General features: G+C 64.0%; 20 protein-coding genes. 11 read left to right on the forward strand and 9 right to left on the reverse strand.

The annotated features are described in order from the left end of the window. Positions 1-4 precede the first annotated feature (4 nt). From dut to DL237_RS04570, 3 genes are read left to right on the forward strand one after another with little or no spacing between them, the layout of a single operon-like run. Positions 5-466: a dUTP diphosphatase gene (gene dut / locus DL237_RS04560; RefSeq protein ID WP_119397969.1), complete on the forward strand. Its 462-nt coding sequence runs from the start codon at positions 5-7 to the stop codon at positions 464-466. Further along, positions 466-1,533: a HesA/MoeB/ThiF family protein gene (locus tag DL237_RS04565; RefSeq protein ID WP_119397851.1), complete on the forward strand. Its 1,068-nt coding sequence runs from the start codon at positions 466-468 to the stop codon at positions 1,531-1,533. The genes dut and DL237_RS04565 overlap by 1 nt, the downstream gene beginning before the upstream one ends. Continuing rightward, positions 1,530-3,551: a M3 family metallopeptidase gene (locus tag DL237_RS04570; RefSeq protein WP_119397852.1), complete on the forward strand. Its 2,022-nt coding sequence runs from the start codon at positions 1,530-1,532 to the stop codon at positions 3,549-3,551. The genes DL237_RS04565 and DL237_RS04570 overlap by 4 nt, the downstream gene beginning before the upstream one ends. A 65-nt stretch (positions 3,552-3,616) precedes the next feature. Here the strand turns inward: DL237_RS04570 and DL237_RS04575 are convergent, their stop codons facing one another. The 5 genes from DL237_RS04575 to DL237_RS04595 all read right to left on the reverse strand — a co-directional run bounded on the left by DL237_RS04575 (position 3,617) and on the right by DL237_RS04595 (position 8,938). Beyond that, positions 3,617-5,284, reverse strand: a complete 1,668-nt coding sequence (locus DL237_RS04575; RefSeq protein WP_233544865.1) for a capsule biosynthesis protein — start codon at positions 5,282-5,284, stop codon at positions 3,617-3,619. Then, entirely contained in the window at positions 5,259-5,921 is a 663-nt protein-coding gene (locus tag DL237_RS04580) for an ABC transporter ATP-binding protein (protein WP_119397853.1), read from the reverse strand. The genes DL237_RS04575 and DL237_RS04580 overlap by 26 nt, the downstream gene beginning before the upstream one ends. A 228-nt stretch (positions 5,922-6,149) precedes the next feature. Continuing rightward, positions 6,150-7,397 carry a Na+/H+ antiporter NhaA gene (locus DL237_RS04585; RefSeq protein WP_119397854.1) on the reverse strand — a complete coding sequence of 416 codons (1,248 nt, stop codon included), beginning with the start codon at positions 7,395-7,397 and terminating at the stop codon, positions 6,150-6,152. Between the two features lie 139 nt (positions 7,398-7,536). Then, on the reverse strand, positions 7,537-8,598 hold the full coding sequence (locus tag DL237_RS04590; protein WP_119397855.1) for a permease: 1,062 nt from the start codon (positions 8,596-8,598) through the stop codon (positions 7,537-7,539). Further along, on the reverse strand, positions 8,591-8,938 hold the full coding sequence (locus tag DL237_RS04595; RefSeq protein ID WP_119397856.1) for an ArsR/SmtB family transcription factor: 348 nt from the start codon (positions 8,936-8,938) through the stop codon (positions 8,591-8,593). The genes DL237_RS04590 and DL237_RS04595 overlap by 8 nt, the downstream gene beginning before the upstream one ends. Positions 8,939-9,058: 120 nt before the next feature. Between DL237_RS04595 and DL237_RS04600 the strand changes: the two genes are divergently transcribed. The 4 genes from DL237_RS04600 (at position 9,059) to DL237_RS04615 (ending at position 12,532) form a co-directional block, all read left to right on the forward strand. After that, complete coding sequence (locus DL237_RS04600) at positions 9,059-9,652, forward strand: uracil-DNA glycosylase family protein (protein WP_119397971.1); 594 nt, start codon at positions 9,059-9,061, stop codon at positions 9,650-9,652. Further along, positions 9,640-10,449, forward strand: a complete 810-nt coding sequence (locus DL237_RS04605) for an SseB family protein (RefSeq protein WP_119397857.1) — start codon at positions 9,640-9,642, stop codon at positions 10,447-10,449. Before DL237_RS04600 ends, DL237_RS04605 begins: the two co-directional genes overlap by 13 nt. 141 nt (positions 10,450-10,590) lie before the next feature. Further along, a complete protein-coding gene (locus tag DL237_RS04610; protein WP_119397972.1) occupies positions 10,591-11,838 on the forward strand; it encodes a lipoprotein-releasing ABC transporter permease subunit in 1,248 nt (415 codons plus the stop codon). Beyond that, positions 11,831-12,532, forward strand: coding sequence for an ABC transporter ATP-binding protein (locus DL237_RS04615; RefSeq protein ID WP_233544867.1), 702 nt, complete (start codon positions 11,831-11,833; stop codon positions 12,530-12,532). Before DL237_RS04610 ends, DL237_RS04615 begins: the two co-directional genes overlap by 8 nt. Positions 12,533-12,571: 39 nt before the next feature. Here the strand turns inward: DL237_RS04615 and parE are convergent, their stop codons facing one another. Together parE and DL237_RS04625 are read right to left on the reverse strand one after the other, a co-directional pair. Then, on the reverse strand, positions 12,572-14,530 hold the full coding sequence (parE, locus tag DL237_RS04620) for a DNA topoisomerase IV subunit B (protein WP_119397859.1): 1,959 nt from the start codon (positions 14,528-14,530) through the stop codon (positions 12,572-12,574). A 342-nt stretch (positions 14,531-14,872) separates the two neighbouring features. Continuing rightward, a complete protein-coding gene (locus DL237_RS04625; protein ID WP_158585585.1) occupies positions 14,873-15,535 on the reverse strand; it encodes a DUF2461 family protein in 663 nt (220 codons plus the stop codon). Between the two features lie 300 nt (positions 15,536-15,835). Here DL237_RS04625 and DL237_RS04630 point away from each other — a divergent pair, with 300 nt between their 5' ends. After that, the gene (locus tag DL237_RS04630; protein WP_233544868.1) at positions 15,836-17,236 is read left to right on the forward strand and encodes an MATE family efflux transporter; all 1,401 of its coding nucleotides are present in this window, start codon (positions 15,836-15,838) and stop codon (positions 17,234-17,236) included. 112 nt (positions 17,237-17,348) lie between these two features. Here DL237_RS04630 and DL237_RS04635 read toward each other — a convergent pair whose 3' ends face one another. Both DL237_RS04635 and DL237_RS04640 read right to left on the reverse strand, forming a co-directional pair. Then, positions 17,349-17,756 carry a hypothetical protein gene (locus DL237_RS04635; protein WP_119397861.1) on the reverse strand — a complete coding sequence of 136 codons (408 nt, stop codon included), beginning with the start codon at positions 17,754-17,756 and terminating at the stop codon, positions 17,349-17,351. A 34-nt stretch (positions 17,757-17,790) separates the two neighbouring features. After that, complete coding sequence (locus DL237_RS04640) at positions 17,791-18,993, reverse strand: pyridoxal phosphate-dependent aminotransferase (protein WP_119397862.1); 1,203 nt, start codon at positions 18,991-18,993, stop codon at positions 17,791-17,793. A 93-nt stretch (positions 18,994-19,086) separates the two neighbouring features. On the opposite strand from DL237_RS04640, the gene DL237_RS04645 reads away from it, so the two are divergent. The 3 genes from DL237_RS04645 to DL237_RS04655 all read left to right on the forward strand — a co-directional run bounded on the left by DL237_RS04645 (position 19,087) and on the right by DL237_RS04655 (position 20,554). After that, on the forward strand, positions 19,087-19,482 hold the full coding sequence (locus DL237_RS04645; RefSeq protein WP_119397863.1) for a helix-turn-helix domain-containing protein: 396 nt from the start codon (positions 19,087-19,089) through the stop codon (positions 19,480-19,482). Next, the gene (locus DL237_RS04650; protein WP_119397864.1) at positions 19,479-19,745 is read left to right on the forward strand and encodes a succinate dehydrogenase assembly factor 2; all 267 of its coding nucleotides are present in this window, start codon (positions 19,479-19,481) and stop codon (positions 19,743-19,745) included. The genes DL237_RS04645 and DL237_RS04650 overlap by 4 nt, the downstream gene beginning before the upstream one ends. A 308-nt stretch (positions 19,746-20,053) precedes the next feature. Then, positions 20,054-20,554, forward strand: coding sequence for a MarR family winged helix-turn-helix transcriptional regulator (locus tag DL237_RS04655; RefSeq protein ID WP_119397865.1), 501 nt, complete (start codon positions 20,054-20,056; stop codon positions 20,552-20,554). Positions 20,555-20,613: the final 59 nt, after the last annotated feature.

Below are 20,613 nucleotides of genomic sequence, written 5' to 3' on the forward strand. Positions count from 1 at the left end.
ACAGATGCAACGCATCGCGATCGAAATCATGTGGGAGGAGGGGGCGGACCGCAGCCTTGGCCTGCCTGCTTACGAAAGTGCCGGGGCTGCCGGTGCGGATCTGCGTGCCAATTTGCCTGACCGGACTCAGATGACGCTTGCCAGCGGTGCGTGGGCGTTGATCCCGACTGGCCTGCGCATGGCTATCCCCGCCGGGTACGAGGTGCAGTTGAGGCCGCGTTCCGGCCTTGCGCTGAAATTCGGCATCACATTACCCAATGCGCCGGGTACCATCGACAGCGACTATCGCGGTCCCTTGGGGGTAATCCTGATGAATGCCGGCCCCCAGGCGTTCACCGTCAATCATGGCGATCGCATTGCGCAGATGCTCGTTGCTCCGGTGTTGCAGGCGCGTTTCCACGTGGTCGAAACGTTGGATGATACGCCGCGCGGTACCGGCGGCTTTGGCTCCACCGGGCGGGCGTGATGATCTGGGCCCTTTTGTTGGTCGGCGGGTTATGGTTCGCCGGGCGTCGTCTTGGCATCTCCGCGCGAACGTGCGCGTTTGTGCTGGCTGTGCTCTATATCGGGGTGCTTTTGGGGCAATTCGTGCTGCCGCGGGACAACGCGATGCGGGTCGCGCTCGGCGGCGGGCCGGCGCCTTGGCTGATGCTTGGGGGCGTGGTCGCGCTGATCCTGATCTATGGCAAGGGCATTGCGGCTCTGCGTGCCCGCGCCGATCCTGCGCAAGCGACGCAGAGTGCCGCAACGACTGTCCCCGCAGCCCTATTCTCGGAGACTGAGCTGAACCGGTATGCCCGTCACATCGTGTTGCGCGAATTGGGCGGGCCGGGGCAAAAGGCGCTGAAACAGGCACGGGTTCTGGTGATCGGGGCCGGGGGGCTTGGCTCGCCCGCGCTGCTGTACCTGGCGGCGGCAGGGGTCGGCACCATCGGGGTGATCGACGATGACCTGGTCGACAATTCCAATCTGCAACGGCAGGTGATCCACCGTGATGCCGATATAGATACGCCAAAGGTGCATTCGGCCGCGCGGGCGATGCGGGCGCAGAACCCCTTTGTCACCGTTCTTCCCTACCAGCGCCGTCTCAGCCCGGACATTGCCGCTGACCTGCTGGGTGATTTCGACGTGATCCTGGATGGCACCGACAATTTCGACACCCGGTATCTTGCCAACCGTATCGCCGTTGCCACCGGCAAGCCGCTGATCTCTGGCGCCTTGTCGCAGTGGGAAGGCCAGCTTTCGGTCTTTTCCCCGCGCCATGGCACCCCATGTTATGAATGTATCTTTCCCGTGGCGCCCGCGCCGGGGCTTGCGCCATCCTGTGCCGAAGCCGGGGTCTTGTCGCCGTTGCCCGGCGTTCTGGGCAGCATGATGGCAGTCGAGGCGGTCAAGCTGATCTCGGGTGCTGGTGCGCCGCTTCTGGGCGAGATGCTGATATATGATGCGCTCTGGGGGGAAACCCGCAAGATCGCCCTGAAACCGCGCCCGGACTGCCCTGTTTGCGGCGCCATCCACGAGGTGAGCGAATGACCAACCCCCTGCTGCGCGACTGGACAACGCCGTTCCAGATGGCCCCTTTCGACCAGATTTCAGATGATGACTTTGCCCCTGCGCTGGAGATTGCGCTGAAAGAACACAGCGCGGAAATCGTCGCGATCGCGGACAACGCAGCGGACCCCGACTTTGCCAATACCATCCTTGCATATGAGGCATCCGGTCAGGCTCTGGACAAGGTGCTGTCACCCTTCTACGCCCTTGCCGGGGCAGACAGCACCCCGGCGCGTGAGGCGCTACAGCGTGACTTTTCCCCAAAACTGTCGGCGCATTTTTCGGATATCCACGCCAACAAGGCGCTCTTTGGGCGCATTGCCGATCTGTGGTCGCGCCGCGACACTTTGGGCTTGGATGCGGACCAAGCCCGCATTCTCTACCTCGTGCATCGCGGTTTCGTACGGTCAGGGGCTGCGCTGGATGGGGCAGATGCAGCACGGATGAAGACGATCATGGGGCGCCTGGCCCAGCTCGGCACCCAGTTCACGCAGAACCTTCTGGCGGACGAACGCACGTGGTTCATGGAACTGGAGGAAGACCAGCTGGGTGGCTTGCCCGCCTTCCTGGTCAACGCGGCGCGGGCAGCGGGGCAGGAGCGCGGCAAGGGGCCGGTGATCACCTTGTCCCGTTCGCTGATCGTGCCCTTCCTGCAATTCTCGACCGACCGCGCCCTGCGGGAGCGGGCTTATGGCGCCTGGGTTGCGCGTGGCGAAATGGGCGGCGAGACCGACAATCGCGCCGCCGTGACTGAAATCCTGGCCCTGCGCGAAGAGCGTGCCAAGCTGCTAGGCTATGAAAACTTTGCCGCTTTCAAGCTGGAAACGGAAATGGCCGGAACCCCGGACAAGGTACGTGATCTGCTGATGCAGGTCTGGGCACCGGCCCGGGCCGCCGCGCTTGAAGATCAGGCAGCGATGCAGACCATGTTGGCCAACGACGGGCACAACGGCCCCTTCATGCCTTGGGACTGGCGCTACTACGCTGAGAAACGCCGCAAGGCCCTGCATGACATCGACGAAGCGGCATTGAAGCCTTACCTTCAACTGGACAGGATGATCGAGGCAGCGTTCGATTGCGCGCATCGTCTCTTCGGGCTGTCCTTCTCGCCTGTCGAGGTGTCGAATTATCACCCCGATTGCCGCGCGTGGGACGTGACGCGCGATGGCGAACACGTCGCCCTGTTCATCGGCGATTATTTCGCCCGGGGTTCCAAGCGGTCGGGCGCCTGGTGCTCGGCGATGCGCAGCCAGTCTCGGCTGCCAAAGGTGCAGGCACCTATCGTGATCAACGTCTGCAACTTTTCCAAGCCGACCGACGGCGAGGCTGCGCTGCTGTCCTACGACGATGCGCGCACGCTGTTTCACGAGTTTGGCCATGCCCTGCACCAGATGCTGTCCGACGTGACGTTCGAGCGGGTGTCCGGCACCTCCGTCAGCCGTGATTTCGTGGAGCTTCCAAGCCAACTCTACGAACACTGGCTGGAAGTTCCCGAGGTGCTGGAAACCTTCGCCACACATGTCGACACAGGCGCGCCTATGCCCAAGGAAATGCTGAACAAGGTTCTGGGCGCCGCCACCTTCGACATGGGGTTTCAAACCGTCGAATATGTCGCCTCGGCGCTGGTCGATCTTGAATTCCACGACGGCGCGGCCCCGGCCGATCCGATGGCCAGGCAGGCGCAGATCCTTGACGCGCTCGGGATGCCAGACGCGATCACCATGCGCCATGCGACGCCGCATTTCGCTCATGTGTTTTCCGGCGATGGCTACAGTTCTGGCTACTACAGCTACATGTGGTCGGAGGTCATGGACGCCGACGCCTTCGCCGCGTTCGAGGAAAAAGGCGATGCTTTCGATCCCGAAATCGCGCGCGCACTTGAGGAAAACATCCTGTCCAAAGGCGGTTCTGTCGAAGCGGACGAGCTTTACATGCGGTTTCGCGGGCGGATGCCGGGCGTAGATGCACTTCTCAAGGGCAGGGGCCTCGCTGCGGGCTGAGCCGTTCAGGCACGTGACTGCAAAGGGGCGCCCGGGTGGCGCCCTTTTTTACGCGTCTGACACGGTCAGTTTGCAACCTGCTCCCTCAGGATCGCGCCGGTCAGTGAGATCATGAGGTAGATCCCCGAAAGCACCAGAAATACCAGGATGGTGTTTTCGAACGAGTGCGGGTGGCTCGGATCCTGGGGGGCGATCGGTCGTACCGAGGTTGTCAGGTACCGAACCTGCCGATTGGCCTCCAGCTCGGTCTGCTTTTCATTCTGCAGGGCCGATTGCAGAAACATGTCGGCCGTACTCAGATCCGCCTGGGCCAACTGCACCTGCGCCGTCTTTGCGGCAAGCGAGCTGTCGTCGGCCTGGGTTTGGGTCATCTTGTCGTTCAGATCGGCCAGCAGCGCCTGTAACCGGTCGATATCGGCCTCGGCGCCGTTGACGCGTGCCAGGTTGGGGCGATTGTTGTCGCGCAAGGCAGACAGTTGCAGTTGCTTTTCCTGCAATTGCACTTCGTAGCCTGCTATCTGGCTGCGCAAGGTGGCGATGACTGCCTCCGGATCCACGATCGTGCCTTCTTGCAGCCGCACCAGCGTTTCCTGCGCCTCCCGCCTGTCCGACTTGGCCTTTTCCAGGCCCTCACGCGCGGAACGCACCGCATCCTCCCGCTTGCGTCGCGACAGATCGTCGACCCGCTCCTCGGCGTAGGCGATCAGATGGGTAGAGAATTCCGTTGCCAGATTGGGATCGGCGGCCTGTGCCTCCATCTTGATGACGCCTTCGGTCGGATCATAGCCGATTTTGACGTACTTCTTGTATGTGCGATAGGCGACTTCGTTCGAGGCATTCGGCGGCATGCGCTGAATGGGATCGATGGCGGGGTCGCTGAAATGGTCATTGAACCCGACATCGTCGTTCAGGCGCAGCATCGCGTCCTTGGATTGCAGGTAGGATTGCACCGCGATGGAATCCTGGTTCGTGGCGAACTGCGTGCCGGAAAACAGCCCGCCCAGACCGCCGCCGCTTGTCGCATCGGCTTGCAGAATCAGGAATTCGGATTTCACCGAATACATCGGCGTGGCCACGCGGAAATAATAGTACCCGGCCAGGATCGTCGGCAGAAAGACAAAAAAGGACAATCGCGTCAGCAGTTGCAGCAGCTTTCGGCGGCGGCGATGCGCAATGTCACGTTGAATGGTGAATATGTCGTGGTGGCGGCGCGACAAGGTGCTTTCGCGCGACGCGGGGTGCTGGTTTGGTACCCTGTCCGGCAGGGCATCATCCTGCGTTCGTCGTACCAGGGCGTTGCTGTCCTCGGCCCGGATCACCTCCAGCATCCTGCCGGTTTCGAACGGGTCGATCCCCAGACCGCGCAACTGGCGTACCGCGTCGAAATCCGACCGGGTCGTCAGCATGTGATTTTGCGCCAACCGGCGGGCGCTGCGCAATTGCTGACGTGTCAGGCCCTCGCGGCGGATGGATTTCAGTTCCGCTTCCAGTGCCGCGTTCCGTGCCTCGCGGGTGGCCGCGTCATCTTCGCTGATATCACCCTCATGCGCGCCGCCCATCTCCGTGTCGTGTTCCAGCAGATGGCGGCTCGCCTGATCGGGGTCGGCCGTCGCGGATGGGTCTGCGGCATCGTCCACGCTTTGCCGGCCCGCGTCCGGGGCGGCCCGATGTGCCTTCACGCGTCCGTCGTCGCGTCGGGGCGGAGGGTTATGCGCCTTGGGGTCCGTAGTCATACATCTGCTTCGCTTCTTCCAAGGTATCAAACATGAACAGGTTGCCATCGCGCAGCACCGCTGCCTCGCGCGCGAATTTCGCCAGCGTCCTGGCCTGATGCGATACGATCACGATCGTCGTCGTCTCCAGCCGTTCCCGAAGGATTTCCCCTGCCTTGCGATTGAACTCCATATCTGTGGAATTCGGCATCCCTTCGTCGATCAGGTACATGTCGAAATCCAGAGCCAGCATCAGCGCAAAGCTGAAACGCGCCCGCATCCCCGACGAATACGTCCCGAGGGGCTGCTCGAAATATTCGCCCAGGCCGCACAGCCAGCGACAGAACGCTTCGACATAATCCGGGTCCAGCCCATAAAGCCGCGCAATATATCGCGAATTTTCCATCGCGGTATGCTTGCTGATCACCCCGCCCATGAAACCCAGCGGAAACGAGATCCGGCAGGTTTTGCGCACGGTCCCCTCATCTGGCTTCTCCAGCCCCGCCATCATGTTGATAAGGGTGGTTTTGCCCGTGCCGTTGGGGGCGAGGATTCCCAGAGAGCGGCCCAACTCGACGCGAAAGGAGACACGGTCCAGGATCACCTTGCGATGGCTGCCCGTCCAGAACGATTTACTGACATTCTCGAATTCGAGCATGGGGGCGTTAAACTCGTATGACCAGTCTCCCAGGCGGAGTTGCGTTTCGATCCGTCCGCCGAATTGGACCGACTATGCCGGATTTCTTGTGTTCATGGCAATCTTGCCTGTCGAAAATGTAAGACCGCATGAAAAAGCCGGCAAAACGTCTGCCGGCTTTTAATTGAATTGTCGCGATTTTCGCGCCGCAGGGAATTGGCCTGCGACGCGATGCCGCCGTCGACATGTTCAGGCGACAACCTTTTGAACGCGGCATACCAGGCCCGCAACCAGGGCAATCCCGGCGGCGGCGAAACTGAACAGGGCACCCATCTTTGCCGCGTCCTGCACCGGGCCGGCATCAAAGGCGACCGAGGCGATGAACAGCGAAACGGTAAACCCGATGGCGGCGACACACCCGACCACCAACAGATCCGCTGTGCGCATTCCCCGGGGCAGACCCAGGCGCAACGCATGCGCGCCAAAGGCGCCGAACAGCAGCACGCCGATCGGTTTGCCCAGCAGCAGCCCGAACATCACCAGCCATGTCGGTTCGGAAATCGCGTTGAACTCTACCCCCGCATTCATCAGGCCGAAAAAGAACAGGACGATTTCGACAGGATGCTTCAGCACATGCTCGATATGGTTCAGGAGATCGGTCAGATATTGCTCTGCTTCGCTGAAAAAGCCAAAGGCCCGATCGGCGTGCGGGATCGTCGGCACAATCGGCAGCAGCCCAAGTGCGGGATGAATCCCGGCGCGCATGAAGCCATACCAGCTGATGCAGGCCGCGATTGCATAGGGCCAGAGGCCCAGCCTCTCTCGGACCCAGGATGAATTGGGCCGATCCTGATTGTTGCGATCCATCCGGCGGGGCAGGGCGTTGAACAGCACGAAAACCGCGCCCGCAGCCGCCAGCGACAGTAAAAGCCACTCCGGCGCCAGATCGCCTGACGGATAAAAGATGGCCAGGATGATCAGCCCGGCGGCGTCATCGGCAATCGCCAGCAGCAGCAAAAAGCGCACGGCAGGATGCCCCGCCCCGAAGACCATCCGCCCCACGAGGTAGGAAAACGCGATGTCGGTGGCCGTCGGAATGGCCCATCCGTTGGACACGGCATCATACGTGGTCGAGCCGAACACCATCGCCAACCCCAGGTACACCGTGACCGGGCCCAACATGCCGCCAAGCGTGGCGATCAGCGGCGTCGCGGCCTTCTTGCCGCGCAGCGACCCCTCTTTCAGGATCACGGCCTCCCAGACCTCCTTGGCGGCAATGGCAAAGAAGAACGCCATCAACATGTCGTTGATCAGGTAGTGGAGGGTCAGCACGCGATGACCGTCGTGCAGGGCGCCCACCGGGGCATCCTCCCAGATCACCAGGTGCACGAAATGATGATAGCCCTCCGCGTCCAAATTGGCCCAGATCAGGGCAACCAATGCCCCGATGATCAACAACAGAGAATAATTGGTAACGAAATTCCAGACCCGATACATGTGGCCTTCCCCCGTTTCATTTTTGGTTAATCGCGAGGTAAGGGAATTGCGGCGGCTGGGCAACGGGGTCTCATGGCGCCGCGCCTGCTTTACGATGAACGGTGGTTTGCGGCAGGCGGGCGGCGCGCCTGGATGCCGCTCAAAGCGGCAGCACGGTGCCTTGCGCCACGGTCGGAGCCCACAGCCCCCACAGGCCCCCTGCGATCATTGCGCCCAGGATGGCCAGGCCGAGGTAGGCCATAAAGACGCGAGGCTTGACCAGCGCCCAGACGGCAACGGCGGCGGGGATGCAGCTGACACCCCCCGCGATTATGAATGACATGGCCGCACCGGGCGCCATTCCCTGATCCAGCAAGGCGCCGACCAGCGGCACGGCGGCGTAGCCATTCAGATAGGCCGGGGCGCCGACCAGCGCGCCCAGCACGATGGGACCCGGCCCCGTACCCCCCAGAACGCCCGCAATCCATTCGGCCGGAACGTATTCCAGCATCACCGTTTCCAACACATAGGCCAGTACGAGCCACTTGGTCAGGAACAGCAGGTTTTCAAAGGCGGTCTCGCGAAAGGTGGCGCGACGGTCGGCGTCGGTCCAGACGCGCCAGACCGGTTTCCCCTGAAAGGGCTGTTTCACGCCGCAGCAGCCTCCGATAGCGGGCCGCTGGCGCAAGGGGTCGGCAAAGACGACGCTACCTTTCAGCGCCATCACCACAGCGCCCCCGAACAGGCCCAGCCCGATGGCCGCGATGGCCTTGCCGACGGCGAATTCCATCCCCAGTGTGCCGGCGGTAATCGTGAACATCGCCGGGTCCATCAACGGCGAGGCCAGCCAGAAGGCCATGACCGCGCTCAGCGGCGCGCCGACAGCCAGCAATGCGGCGATGAAGGGGATCACCTCGCACGAACAGAACGGTGACAGCCCGCCCAGCAGGGCCGCCATGACGATCATCCGCGCTTCGCGCCCCTCGAAGGCGCGTGCCAGAACAACCTCGGCTCCGCTGGCCTTGAGGTATCCGATTGCGCAGACCGCGAACACGATGAACGGCAAGGTACCCAGATAGGCTCGGCCCGCGAACACCACGCTATCGCCCAACTGCGCCGGGTCCAGCGCCGCGATCAGGCCCAGCACCAAAAGCACGGATACCCACGCGCCGTCGAGTTTGGCGCGCAGGCGGCGATATTCGATCAGCATCATTTCAGTCATTCGGGGTTTCCTCGTCATGAGCACAGCCGACATCGGCGCAACAATTGGCCAGCAGGAAATCCGCCAGCGCCTTCAGATCCTCATAGGCGACCGCGGCACAGATCACGCTGCGCCCGACCTTGGCCTGCCGCACCAGTCCGGCCTGCGCCAGGATCTTCACGTGATGCGTCAGGGTCGATCCGGTGATGCCGACCCGGGCGCCCAACTCACCGATGCTCAGCCCCTGCGGCCCGGCACGCACCAGCGTGCGCAGCACTTGAAGCCGTTGTTCCGATCCGAGCGCGGCAAAGCTCGATGCGGCAAGGACGAGGGTGAGGTCAGGCGATGACAATGCTTTCATGATTCTAGAAATATAGAAATGAAGGCGACCTGGCAAGATATTTCGATAATTGTCGAAATGTTGGCGCGCCAGGTGCGCTTTCCATTTGACGCCACCCTGCGCGCCCCCACATTGCAACGCATGACCGACCCGTTCAGCGATATCCGCACCTGCCGCCTCTGTGCCGCGCGCTTTGCCGCCACCCGCACACGTCATGCGCCTGCGCCGGTGGTCTGGCTGGATCCGGCCGCGCGCATCCTGATCGCGGGGCAGGCGCCGGGGATCAGGGCACACGAACGCCAGCGCCCCTTCGATGATCGCTCCGGCGACCGTCTGCGCGACTGGATGGGCGTGACCCGGGATGAGTTCTACGATCTGCGCCAGATGGCATTCCTGCCCTCGGCTTTCTGCTTTCCGGGGTACGACGCAAAGGGATCGGACCTGCCGCCGCCCCGGATCTGCGCCCAGACGTGGCATGGCGATGTCATGGAAAAGCTGCCCAACCTGCGCCTGCGGCTGCTGATCGGCGTCTATGCGCAGGCCATCCACCTCGGGACTCGCGCGCCCCTGACACGGACCGTGGCAGAATGGCGCGAACATCTTCCCGGCACGATCCCCTTGCCTCATCCGTCCTGGCGCAATACGGCATGGCTGCGCCGCAATCCGTGGTTCGAAACCGATCTCCTTCCGGTGCTGCGCGCCGAAGTCCGAAAGGCAATGACATGTCCGACCTGACCCAAGACGCACCCGAAGTCACCGCGCTCGACGCGGCCCATGCCGCGATGGAGGCCGCGCCCGATGACGACAACGTCCGCCTGCGGTTCTACGAACGCCTTGCGGACAGCGAGCTTTTCCTGCTGCTCAGCGCCGAGGCCGATGGCGGCAATGCCAGCCCCGAGATTTTCCCGGTCGAGGACGTGCAGTTCGTTCTGCTGTTCGACCGCGAGGAAAGGCTGTCATCCTTTACCGGCCGCCCGTCGCCCTATGCGGCGCTGTCCGGGCGCACCATCGTCGAACAGCTTGCCGGGCAGGGGGTCGGCCTTGCCGTCAACCTCGAAACCCCCTCTGCCATCCTGATCCCCCCCGAGGCCGTGGACTGGCTGCGAGACACCGTCGCCCACGCCCCGGACGAGGTCGAGGCACAGATCGCGGCCTTTCACCCCCCGCATGGGCTGCCGGAATACCTGATTGCCGCGATCGACGCGAAACTCGCGACCGCCAGGGGCCTTGCCGATTGTGCCTTTCTCGCAGGCACCGAAGACGAACAGGGCCGCCGCAGCCACATGCTCGCCTTCATCGATGCCGTGCCCGGCGCCGAACCGTCGCTGGCCAGGGCAGCCTCCGAAGCGCTGACATTTTCCGGGGTAGAGGCCGGGCAGATGGACGTCGGGTTCTTTGCCGCGACCGACAGCCACGCGGCATCCCTCGCACGGGTCGGTCTGCGCTTTGACCTGCCCGAGGCCGAGACCGCGCAGGAGATAACCCATGTCGCGCCGGGCTCGGACCCGAACAAACCGCCGATCCTGCGCTAAGGCAACGCACCCCTCGGCGGGGCTGGGGCGTCCGCCCTTGACGCGCCGATCCTCCGAAGCCACCTTCCGCCCGACACAAAACAATAAAAGCAGGATGTCAGCTTGAGCAGATCCGCCCCCCCCTTCGCCCCGTTCGAATGGATGATCGCCTGGCGCTACCTGCGCGCCCGCCGTGCCGAAGGCGGGGTTTCGGTGATGACCTGGATCTCACTGATCGGCATCGCCCTCGCGGTCTTTGCCCTGATCGCGACGCTGTCGGTGCGCGCCGGTTTTCGCGCCGAATTCGTTGACACAATCCTTGGGGCCAATGCCCACGTCACGGTCTATTCCGCCGGGCAAGCCACCGAAACCGGCCAGCTGGATCGCACCATCCCCGATTACACCGAGATGGCCACGCGCATCGCCGCCGTCCCCGGTGTCAGCCGGGCCGCTCCCCTGATCAAGGGGCAGGTGATGGCAACAATGAACGGCCGCAACGCGGGGGTCGAGATTTTCGGCATCGCGGCCGCCGACCTCGACAGCATCCCGCGCATCGCCCGCCCCGAGGAGTCGATGGGCAACATCGCGGACTTCGGCTCAGGTGTCGCCATCGGTTCGGGCGTGGCGCGTGAACTGGGCCTCGTGCCGGGCGACCGGATCAAGCTGATTTCGCCGGATGGCGTGAAGACCGCCTTTGGCACCTCTCCCCGCGTCGGCACCTACGATGTCACCTATATCTTTACCGCTGGGCGCTATGACATCGACCGCACGCGGGTTTACATGCCCTTCGCCGAGGCGCAGTCCTACTTCAACCGCGAAGGCGCTGCGGACGAGATCGAGGTGATGCTCGACGATCCCGAAACAGTCGATGAACACGTCCCCGACATCCTGCGTGCCGCCGGGGACAACGCGATGGCCTGGACCTGGCGCGATGCCTCGGGCAGCTTCCTGCGTGCCCTGACGGTCGAGGACAACGTGATGTTCATCATCATGTCGATCCTCGTGCTGATCGCGGCGATGAACATCGTCTCGGGGCTGATCATGCTGGTCAAGAACAAGGGGCGCGACATCGGCATCCTGCGCACCATGGGCCTGACCGAAGGGTCTATCCTGCGCGTCTTCTTCATCTGCGGCGCCTTCACCGGCATCATCGGCACAGTGGTCGGGCTGGTGCTGGGCGTGGTTTTCACCCTCTATATCGACCCGATCTTCGCCATGGTGAACTATGTCGCCGGCGGCGGTGTCTGGGATCCGTCCGTGCGCGGCCTCTACGCGTTGCCGGCCAAGCTGCAATGGCATGATGTCCTCTCGGCGGTGTCGCTTTCGCTGATCCTGTCCTTTGGGGTCACCATCTTTCCGGCCCGCCGCGCGGCCCGGATGAACCCGGTCGAGGCGCTGCGCTATGAATGATGTTGAAATGACGCCCGCCCCGGTGCTGGAACTGCGCGGCCTGTGCAAGGGCTACAACCCCGGTCAACCGAACGAGATAACGGTGCTGCATGATGCCACCCTGACGGTGCAGCGGGGCGAGGTCGTCGCCCTTGTCGCGCCTTCGGGTGCGGGCAAGTCGACACTGCTGCATATCGCGGGCCTGCTGGACCAGCCCGACACCGGCACGGTACGCATCGCAGGCGAGGACATGTCGGACCTGTCCGACCGCCGCCGCACCGCCGTGCGGCGCGACAAGGTCGGCTTCATCTACCAGTTCCACCACCTGCTGCCCGAATTCACCGCGGCCGAAAACATCATTCTGCCGCAACTGGCTGCGGGTGCCCCGCGCAAACAGGCGCAGGACCGTGCCGAGGACCTGTTGGCCCGTGTGGGGTTGTCGGCCCGCGCCGGTCATCGCCCCGCCGCGATGTCGGGGGGGGAACAGCAGCGCGTCGCCTTCTGCCGCGCGCTGGCCAATGGGCCCGCCCTGCTGCTGGCGGATGAACCGACCGGCAACCTCGACCCGACGACCTCGGACACGGTGTTCGATGCGCTGATGGGGCTGGTGCGCGACACGGGCCTGTCGGCCCTGATCGCGACGCATAACCTTGCCCTCGCCGCGCGGATGGACCGGACCCTGCGTCTGGACACCGGCACCCTCAGCGAAGGCTGAGATCGAAAAAGGGGGCCGCGCGGCCCCCTCTTGCTCTGTTCAGACGTCCAGCTCGACGGCGAACTTGGCGTTTTCCTGGATGTACTGGAACCGCAGCTCGGGTTTCTTGCCCATCAGCCGCTCAACCAGATCACCGGTCTCGCCCGGTTCGTCCTCGTCGATGGTGACGCGGATCAGCTTGCGCGAATTCGGGTCCATCGTGGTTTCCTTCAGGTCCTTGGCGTCCATTTCACCAAGACCCTTGAAGCGTGACACGTCGATCTTGCCACGCCCGCCCAGCCCCTTTTCCAGCCACATGTCGCGCTCGGCCTCGTCCTGAACATAGACGCGGTTGGCGCCCTGCGTCAGACGGAACAGCGGCGGACAGGCCAGGTACAGATGGCCATTGTCGATCATCGGCCGCATCTGGGTGAAAAAGAACGTCATCAGCAGCGAGGCGATATGCGCGCCGTCGACATCCGCGTCGGTCATGATGATGATCTTGTCATAGCGCAGATCGTCGACCCGGAACTTGCTGCCCAGGTTGACGCCGAGCGCCTGGCACATGTCCGCAATTTCCTGGTTGGCACCGATCTTGCCGCTGGCTGCGCCAAGGACGTTCAGGATCTTGCCACGCAGCGGCAGCAGCGCCTGTGTCTTGCGGTTGCGCGCCATCTTGGCCGACCCACCTGCCGAATCACCCTCGACCAGGAACAGCTCCGTGCCCTCTCGGTTGGTGTTGGAACAATCCGCCAGCTTGCCGGGCAGACGCAGCCGTTTCGTCGCCGTCTTGCGCGAGGTTTCCTTTTCCATCTTGCGCCGCAGACGCTCGTCCGCCCGCAGGATCAGGAAATCGAGGATCGCGCCCGCCGATTTTGTATCCGCCGCCAGCCAGTTGTCAAAGTGGTCGCGCACCGCGTTTTCCACCAGACGCCCGGCCTCGACCGTGGCCAGCCGGTCCTTGGTCTGGCCGACGAATTCCGGCTCGCGGATAAAGCACGACACAAGGGCCGAACCGCCGACAACCAGATCCTCGCGGGTGATCTGGCTGGCCTTCTTGTTGTTCACCAGCTCGCCGTAGGCACGAATGCCCTTCAGCACGGCCGTCCAGAAACCCTGCTCGTGCGTGCCGCCCTCGGGCGTTGGAACCGTGTTGCAATAGGACTGGATGAAACCGTCGCGGGCCGGCGTCCAGTTGATCGCCCACTCCACACGCCCCGGCACGCCAAAGCGTTCCTTGAAATCGACACGCCCCGCAAAGGGCCGCTCGGCGTAGGTCGTGATGCCCGACATTGTTTCGCTCAGATAGTCCGCCAGACCGCCGGGAAAGTGAAACACGGCCTCAAGCGGCGTCTCGCCATCGTCAATCGCGGTCTTCCAGCGGATCTCGACACCCGAAAACAGGTAGGCCTTGGACCGGATGGACTTGAACAGGCGCGCCGGCTTGAACTTGTGGCTGCCAAAGATCTCCGCGTCGGGATGAAAGGTCGTCGTGGTGCCGCGCCGGTTCGGTGCCGCGCCCATGTCCTCCAGCGGCCCCTGTGGAATGCCGCGCGCGAATCGCTGTTGCACCAGTTTGCGATCCCGGGCCACCTGCACGACCATATGATCGGACAGCGCATTGACCACCGAGGCGCCGACGCCGTGCAGACCGCCCGAGGTCTCATAGGCCTTGCCGCCGAACTTGCCGCCCGCGTGCAGGGTACACAGGATCACCTCCAGCGCCGATTTGCCGGGAAACTTCGGGTGCGGGTCGAACGGCATCCCCCGCCCGTTGTCGCGGATGGTGATTGCGCCGTCGGCGTGCAGCTCGACCTCGATGCGATTGGCATGGCCCGCAACGGCCTCGTCCATCGAGTTGTCCAGAACCTCGGCGACAAGGTGGTGCAGGGCGCGTTCATCCGTGCCCCCGATGTACATGCCGGGGCGTTTGCGAACAGGCTCCAGCCCTTCCAGAACCTCGATCGAGGAGGCGTCGTAGGTTTCCGGGGCCGCGCCGTTCAAAAGATCGTCTGCCATGTGCTGCTCTCGGTGCTTATTGTTGGCGGCCATTATGGCAGCGCGCCCCGCCGGGGGAAAGGGCTGTGGCGCAAGCCGCTGTCATTCGCGACACGCGCGGCACGGGGCGCGGGCAATGCTGCGCCGGAACGGACGGGCAGGGGTGCCGTCGGTCGGTGCCGCGCGCGTCCAGTGCCTGACAGGCCCGGGCCTCGACACCCCCTGCAAGGCCCCCCGTCCACGGCCAGACGACACGGCCATATGACACGGCCATGTGACATGGGCATGTGAACGGGCACGCGACCGGCCACGGCCTGTCATCACGGGCCTGTCATCACGGGCCTGTCATGTTGCCGAACAGGCTCAGTCGTGGTCGCGCAAGGCCCCGCGCACCAGTTTCATCGCTGGCCAGAACAACGCGAAGGCGCCCATCACGGCATCGTCGAAATCCCGCTCGGGGTGGGGCAGGTCGGCCCAGATCGTCAGCCCCTTGTGGCGCAGCAGCGGACCGCGCGGATGCGTCTCGGAATAGGGGGCAGGCACGCGTTTCAGGCTCGGTGCGCGCAGGTTGCACCCCTGGGCCATCAGCGCCCCGACCGCGTCATCGATGCGGTCCCCACGCTTGCCCGCCAGCGCCGCGCGCCAACGCTCCAGCGCCGCGCCCTCGAACTTCATGTAGCCCGCACCGACCCGGATGCGGTCCAGCTCGATACGCAGGAACCAGCCCAGCGGCTGCGCATCCTCGTCCGGCGCGCTCCACATCATGTGCAGATGCGGCTTGTAGGGCGGTTCTCCCCTGGCGAACTTCTCGTCCCGCTCAAGGCCGAACAGGGTGGTTGAGCATGTGCCGCCGGTCAGGTCCGCGATCCTGGGGCGCAAGGCCTCCAGCAGCTGCGTCGCAGGCGTCTTCAGGCGAGCTGTGAACTCGGCCTCGTTGGCCTCGAACCATTCGGTCGCGTTGTTGTCATCCAGACGGCGGCAGAAATCCTGCGCGTCCGGCACCAATGTGTCGAATGCCTCACTCATCATGCGTTCCTTTCGAAGCTGTGGTGGGTCGAAGCTGCGGTGGGCAAATCGCCTCGTCTTCCTCCCTTTACGGCAAAACGCGGGAATGCCCAGTGCCGTCTGCTCCGGCCGGTCTATCCAACGGTGCCGCCCCCCAACACTCGACATGGCACCCGCACGCTTTACGAAAAAACGCGCACCCCCCACGCCGGTTCCGATCAGAGGAGAGCACTTTTGCACAATTTCATCTTCCGCCTGTGCGCGGCGCACCCTCTTGCCCAGTGAGCCGACCCATCGTAAGGCCTGCGCATGATCCCTGCCATGACATACCGCCAACATATCCGCGCCATCCTGGTGCTGGGCCTGCCGCTGGCCGGCAGCCAGCTGGCACAGGTGTCGCTGTCGCTTGTCGACGCCATGATGCTGGGCTGGTACGACACCACCGCGCTGGCAGGCGAGGTGCTGGGTGGGTCACTGTTCCTGATCCTCTTCCTTGCCGGTACCGGCTTTGCCTCGGCGGTGGCACCTCTCGTCGCCGCCGCCGAAGGGCGTGGCGACATGACCCGCGCACGGCGTGTGACGCGCATGGCGCTGTGGCTTTCGATGCTGGCGGGGCTGGTCTGCCTGCCGATCCTGCTGAGCGCCGAAAGCCTGTTCCTGGCCCTTGGGCAGAAACCCGAAGTGGCCGAACAGGCCGGCATCTACCTCGACACGCTGGCCTACGGCATCTTTCCGGCGCATGCGGCCATGGTCCTGAAAAGCCACCTTGCCGCGATGGAGCGTACGCGCGTCGTGCTTATCGCGATGCTGGTCGCCGTCGTGGTCAACGCGGCGGGCAATTACGCGCTGATCTTCGGTCAGTGGGGCGCACCCGAGCTCGGCATCCTCGGGGCGGCCATCGCCTCGCTCGTCATGCACTTCGCCACGGTGGTCTTCCTGGTGGCCTACGTGCAGCGGTCGATCCCCGAACACGCGCTCTTCGTGCGCCTCTGGCGGCCCGACTGGGACGTGATGGGCGATGTCTTCCGCCTTGGCTGGCCCATCGGCCTGACGCTGGTGGCCGAAGTTGGCCTGTTCGGGGCCTCTTCGATCATGATGGGGTGGGTGTCTGAAACGGCATTGGTGGCGCATGGCATCGCGCTCCAGATCACCTCCGTGACCTTCATGATCCACCTCGGCCTCAGCCAGGCTGCAACCGTGCGGGCCGGTCGCGCCCATGGGCGTGGCACGATTTCGGACCTCAAGCGCGGGGCGCGCATGGCGCTCTTGCTGTCGGGTATTGCCGTGGTCGCGACGATCATTGCCTTCGTCACCATTCCGGGCTGGCTGATGGGGCTGTTTCTCGATCCCGACGCGACTGCGCGGGACGAGATCATTCGCGTCGGCACGCTGTTGTTGCTGGCCTCGGCGGTGTTTCAACTGGCCGATGCCTTTCAGGTCATGGCGCTCGGCCTGCTGCGCGGATTGCAGGATACGCAGCGTCCGATGATCTTTGCGGCCGTCAGTTACTGGGTGGTCGGCGTGCCGACGTCCTATGCCCTCGGCTTTACGCTGGGGATGGGGGGCGTCGGGGTCTGGCTGGGGCTGGCGACCGGCCTGGCCCTGGCGGCGGTGCTGATGATGGCGCGGCTATGGAACACCATGATCCCCGCTGTCCAGGCCGAGGTTTCGGCCCGACTCGGGATCAAGGCCGGCACGGCGCGCCCCGCGCCCCGCGCCTAGCGCCCGCTTCGGCGCCCGGAACCTGCTTGGGCGCCCTAGAACCCGGCCCGGCACAAACGCCCAGGCCGCAGCGCCGCCACCGCGATGGCCGCCACCGCGATGGCCGCCACCGCTATCTGCCGGCGGGGGGCAGCCGGTCGGCCTGCTTGCGCACCAGCACGCCGCGCAGGTCGTGCATCGCCAGCAACAGCTGATCGGTCACCGCCTCCAGCTGCGCCTGCGTCGCCTTTGATTGCGCCCATTGCGCCGTCAGGCTCAGATGATCGACGGTGCGAAAGATGTCATCGACCTCGCGCGCGGCAAGGGTCGCCTGCCGCTGCGCTGTCCAGTCGCGGATCGCGGCCATGTCCTGCGGGTCAAGCACACGGTCGCCGTGGGCCCTGATCTCGCCGTTGCGGATATTCACCGCCGCAATCTGGTCCATCTCGATCCGCCGGGCACGGTCCTGCGGATCGAGTCGAAAGACAAAGGCCCCATTCTCGCGCACGCGAAAGAAATACTGCGGCAGATCGGCTGACATTGCTGGCTCCCCGAACGAACTGTCCGGGGCGCTTTTACGCCAGATGTGCGCAGAAATCCTGAATCCGCCCGCAGGCTTCCTTCAGCGCGGCGTCCGACGTCGCATAGGAGATGCGAAAGTTCGGGCTGAGGCCAAAGGCCGCCCCGAACACCACCGCAACGCCGGTTTCCTCCAGCAGCGCCGTGGCAAAGGCTTCGTCATCCGCGATCACGGTGCCCGCCTTGCTGGTCTTGCCGATCAGCCCCTTGATCGAGGGGTAGACATAGAATGCGCCCTCCGGCACCGGGCAGGTGACGCCCTCGATCTCGTTCAGCATCCCGCAGACCAGATCGCGACGACGCACGAACATCTCGTTGTTGGGCGCGATGAAATCCTGCGGCCCGTTCAGCGCCTCGACCGCCGCCCACTGGCTGATCGAACAGGGGTTCGACGTGCTCTGGCTCTGGATCTTGCGCATGGCCCCGATCAGCGCCTCCGGGCCTGCGGCATAACCGATCCGCCAGCCGGTCATTGCATAGGCCTTGGACACGCCATTTACCGTCAGCGTGCGGTCATACAGCGCGGGCTCCACCTCGGCCGGGGTGCAGAACCTGAAATCGCCGTACGAAAGGTGCTCGTACATGTCGTCGCTCATCACCCAGACATGGGGATGGCGCAGCAGCACGTCGGTCAGGGCCTTCAGCTCGTCCCAGGCATAGCCCGCGCCCGTCGGGTTCGACGGAGAGTTGAAGATCAGCCATTTCGTCTTCGGCGTGATCGCGGCCTCCAGCGCCTGCGGGGTGATCTTGAAATCATCCTCCAGCGTCGCCTCTACCGTCACCGGCACGCCCCCCGCCAGCAGCACCATGTCGGGATAGCTGACCCAGTAGGGCGCCGGAATCACCACCTCGTCACCGGGGTTCAGCGTCGCCATCAGCGCATTGTAGAGCACCTGCTTGCCGCCCGTCCCGACGCTGACCTGCGCCGGTGTATAGTCCAGCTTGTTGTCGCGCTTGAACTTGGCGCAGATCGCCGCCTTCAGCTCGGCAATGCCATCGACGCCGGTATACCGCGTCTTGCCCGCGTTGATCGCGGCGATCCCGGCGGCGCGGATATTCTCGGGCGTGTCGAAATCCGGCTCTCCCGCGCTCAGCCCGATGACATCCTGACCGGCGGCCTTCAGATCGGCGGCCTTGTTGGTCATGGCGATGGTGGGCGAGGGTTTCACGCGGGACAGCGTGTCGGACAGAAAGGCCATGGGCCGCACTCCGGTTTGTAATTGGGGTCGACCCGTCTTAGGCTGGGCATCACAGCCGTTCAAGGCAGATCGGCCTGCAGGAGAGGAAGACGCATGACGGATGATTGGTACAGTGCCGAAAACGCTACCTTCGGTGATCGGATCGAGGCCGCGCGCTCGGTCGCGGGCATGACGCAGGGCCAGCTCGCCAAACGCCTCGGCATCAAGCTGGGGACGCTGCGCAGCTGGGAAGAAGACCTGTCCGAACCCCGCGCCAACAAGTTGCAGATGCTGGCCGGGCTGCTGAACGTGTCCTTCACGTGGCTGCTGACCGGCGAAGGCGATGGCGTCGCCCCCCCGGACGAAGCAGAGGCACCGACCCCCGATCCCGGTGTGCTTGAGGCGTTGCAGGAAATGCGCGCGCTGCGGACCCAGATGACTGGCATGGCAGATCGTCTGGCGCTATTGGAAAAGCGCATCAGAAAATCGCTCAAGGAACCTGCCGCATGACCGAACCCGTCCCCGTTGGCGAAGCCCGCGAAACCCGGCTGAAACGTCTGCACATGCGCTCCATGCGGCGTGGCATCAAGGAAATGGACATCATCCTGTCGCGGTTTTCCCAAAGCCTGCCACAGCTCAGCGACAGCGATCTCGATGCCTATGACCAGGTGCTGGCCCAGAACGACCAGGATCTCTACCAATGGGTCTCGGGTCAGGAACAGCCGCCCGCGTCGCTCGCCCCGATGATCAGCCGGATCGCCGGGTACAACTGACCTCGCGGGGCGGAAAATGATGCGGGGCGTTTGCCGCGAAACGCCGACAGGCCCCCGCCGGGCCCCCGCCGGGCGTTGCCATCGCCGTTCCCGCTGGCCTCTTTCGCCCCGATCATCCGGGCGCGATCTTCAGATCCCGTGCCGCGTCTCTAATGGTACGTGTTGTGCCTCGGCTGCCGGGGACGCGCTGGCGTCGGGCTGCATGGCTAGGTTTTGTTAACCACAGAACGGTCTATCCATTTGGAATTAACATAATTTTCGGGAATTTCATCCAGTTTCCGTCCGACATGAATTGACGGAGAACTTGGATGAGCATTCAGAACGCGATCGGGCCGCGCACCGCTCCACAGGGGTTCATGACGGGCTACCTGGACACCCTCGCGCTGGTAGAGCGTCTGCATCGCCTTTTGCTGGACGTGATCAAGGATGAATTCGAACGCGTCGGCGTTCTGGAAATCAACGCGGTGCAGGCTCTGCTGCTGTTCAACATCGGCGAGAACGAGGTGACGGCGGGCGAACTCAAATCGCGCGGTTACTATCAAGGCAGCAATGTCAGCTACAACCTCAAGAAACTGGTCGAAATGGGCTACATGCACCATGAGCGGTGCGAGATCGACCGCCGTTCGGTGCGCGTCCGCCTGACCAAAAAGGGCCGCGACATCCGCGACGTGGTAGACGAGCTTTTCGTGCGCCACGCAGACGGGCTGGAACATCGGAAAGTCATCGACCTCGACGGGCTGGAAGGGATCAACACCTCCTTCCGCCGTATCGAACGGTTCTGGACCGACCAGATCCGCTATATCTACTGACGCCTGCCGCCACGGATCACAGGGCGTCCCGGCGGCGCCCCGTGGCGCCGTCGGTCCGC

The sequence above is a fragment of the Pseudooceanicola sediminis genome, from assembly GCF_003575965.1.
Classification (GTDB): domain Bacteria; phylum Pseudomonadota; class Alphaproteobacteria; order Rhodobacterales; family Rhodobacteraceae; genus Pseudooceanicola; species Pseudooceanicola sediminis.

Bases quoted from the DNA above. Each gene is read 5' to 3' on its own strand.
- DL237_RS04625 (WP_158585585.1), bottom strand. From the start codon at position 15,535: ATGAGTGAGGCATTCGACACATTGGTGCCGGACGCGCAGGATTTCTGC.
- dut (WP_119397969.1), top strand. From the start codon at position 5: ATGCAACGCATCGCGATCGAAATCATGTGGGAGGAGGGGGCGGACCGC.
- DL237_RS04650 (WP_119397864.1), top strand. From the start codon at position 19,479: ATGACCGAACCCGTCCCCGTTGGCGAAGCCCGCGAAACCCGGCTGAAA.
- DL237_RS04645 (WP_119397863.1), top strand. From the start codon at position 19,087: ATGACGGATGATTGGTACAGTGCCGAAAACGCTACCTTCGGTGATCGG.
- DL237_RS04655 (WP_119397865.1), top strand. From the start codon at position 20,054: ATGAGCATTCAGAACGCGATCGGGCCGCGCACCGCTCCACAGGGGTTC.
- DL237_RS04610 (WP_119397972.1), top strand. From the start codon at position 10,591: ATGATCGCCTGGCGCTACCTGCGCGCCCGCCGTGCCGAAGGCGGGGTT.
- DL237_RS04630 (WP_233544868.1), top strand. From the start codon at position 15,836: ATGACATACCGCCAACATATCCGCGCCATCCTGGTGCTGGGCCTGCCG.
- DL237_RS04570 (WP_119397852.1), top strand. From the start codon at position 1,530: ATGACCAACCCCCTGCTGCGCGACTGGACAACGCCGTTCCAGATGGCC.
- parE (WP_119397859.1), bottom strand. From the start codon at position 14,530: ATGGCAGACGATCTTTTGAACGGCGCGGCCCCGGAAACCTACGACGCC.
- DL237_RS04580 (WP_119397853.1), bottom strand. From the start codon at position 5,921: ATGCTCGAATTCGAGAATGTCAGTAAATCGTTCTGGACGGGCAGCCAT.
- DL237_RS04635 (WP_119397861.1), bottom strand. From the start codon at position 17,756: ATGTCAGCCGATCTGCCGCAGTATTTCTTTCGCGTGCGCGAGAATGGG.
- DL237_RS04605 (WP_119397857.1), top strand. From the start codon at position 9,640: ATGTCCGACCTGACCCAAGACGCACCCGAAGTCACCGCGCTCGACGCG.
- DL237_RS04565 (WP_119397851.1), top strand. From the start codon at position 466: ATGATCTGGGCCCTTTTGTTGGTCGGCGGGTTATGGTTCGCCGGGCGT.
- DL237_RS04585 (WP_119397854.1), bottom strand. From the start codon at position 7,397: ATGTATCGGGTCTGGAATTTCGTTACCAATTATTCTCTGTTGTTGATC.
- DL237_RS04590 (WP_119397855.1), bottom strand. From the start codon at position 8,598: ATGACTGAAATGATGCTGATCGAATATCGCCGCCTGCGCGCCAAACTC.
- DL237_RS04595 (WP_119397856.1), bottom strand. From the start codon at position 8,938: ATGAAAGCATTGTCATCGCCTGACCTCACCCTCGTCCTTGCCGCATCG.
- DL237_RS04575 (WP_233544865.1), bottom strand. From the start codon at position 5,284: ATGACTACGGACCCCAAGGCGCATAACCCTCCGCCCCGACGCGACGAC.
- DL237_RS04640 (WP_119397862.1), bottom strand. From the start codon at position 18,993: ATGGCCTTTCTGTCCGACACGCTGTCCCGCGTGAAACCCTCGCCCACC.
- DL237_RS04615 (WP_233544867.1), top strand. From the start codon at position 11,831: ATGAATGATGTTGAAATGACGCCCGCCCCGGTGCTGGAACTGCGCGGC.
- DL237_RS04600 (WP_119397971.1), top strand. From the start codon at position 9,059: ATGACCGACCCGTTCAGCGATATCCGCACCTGCCGCCTCTGTGCCGCG.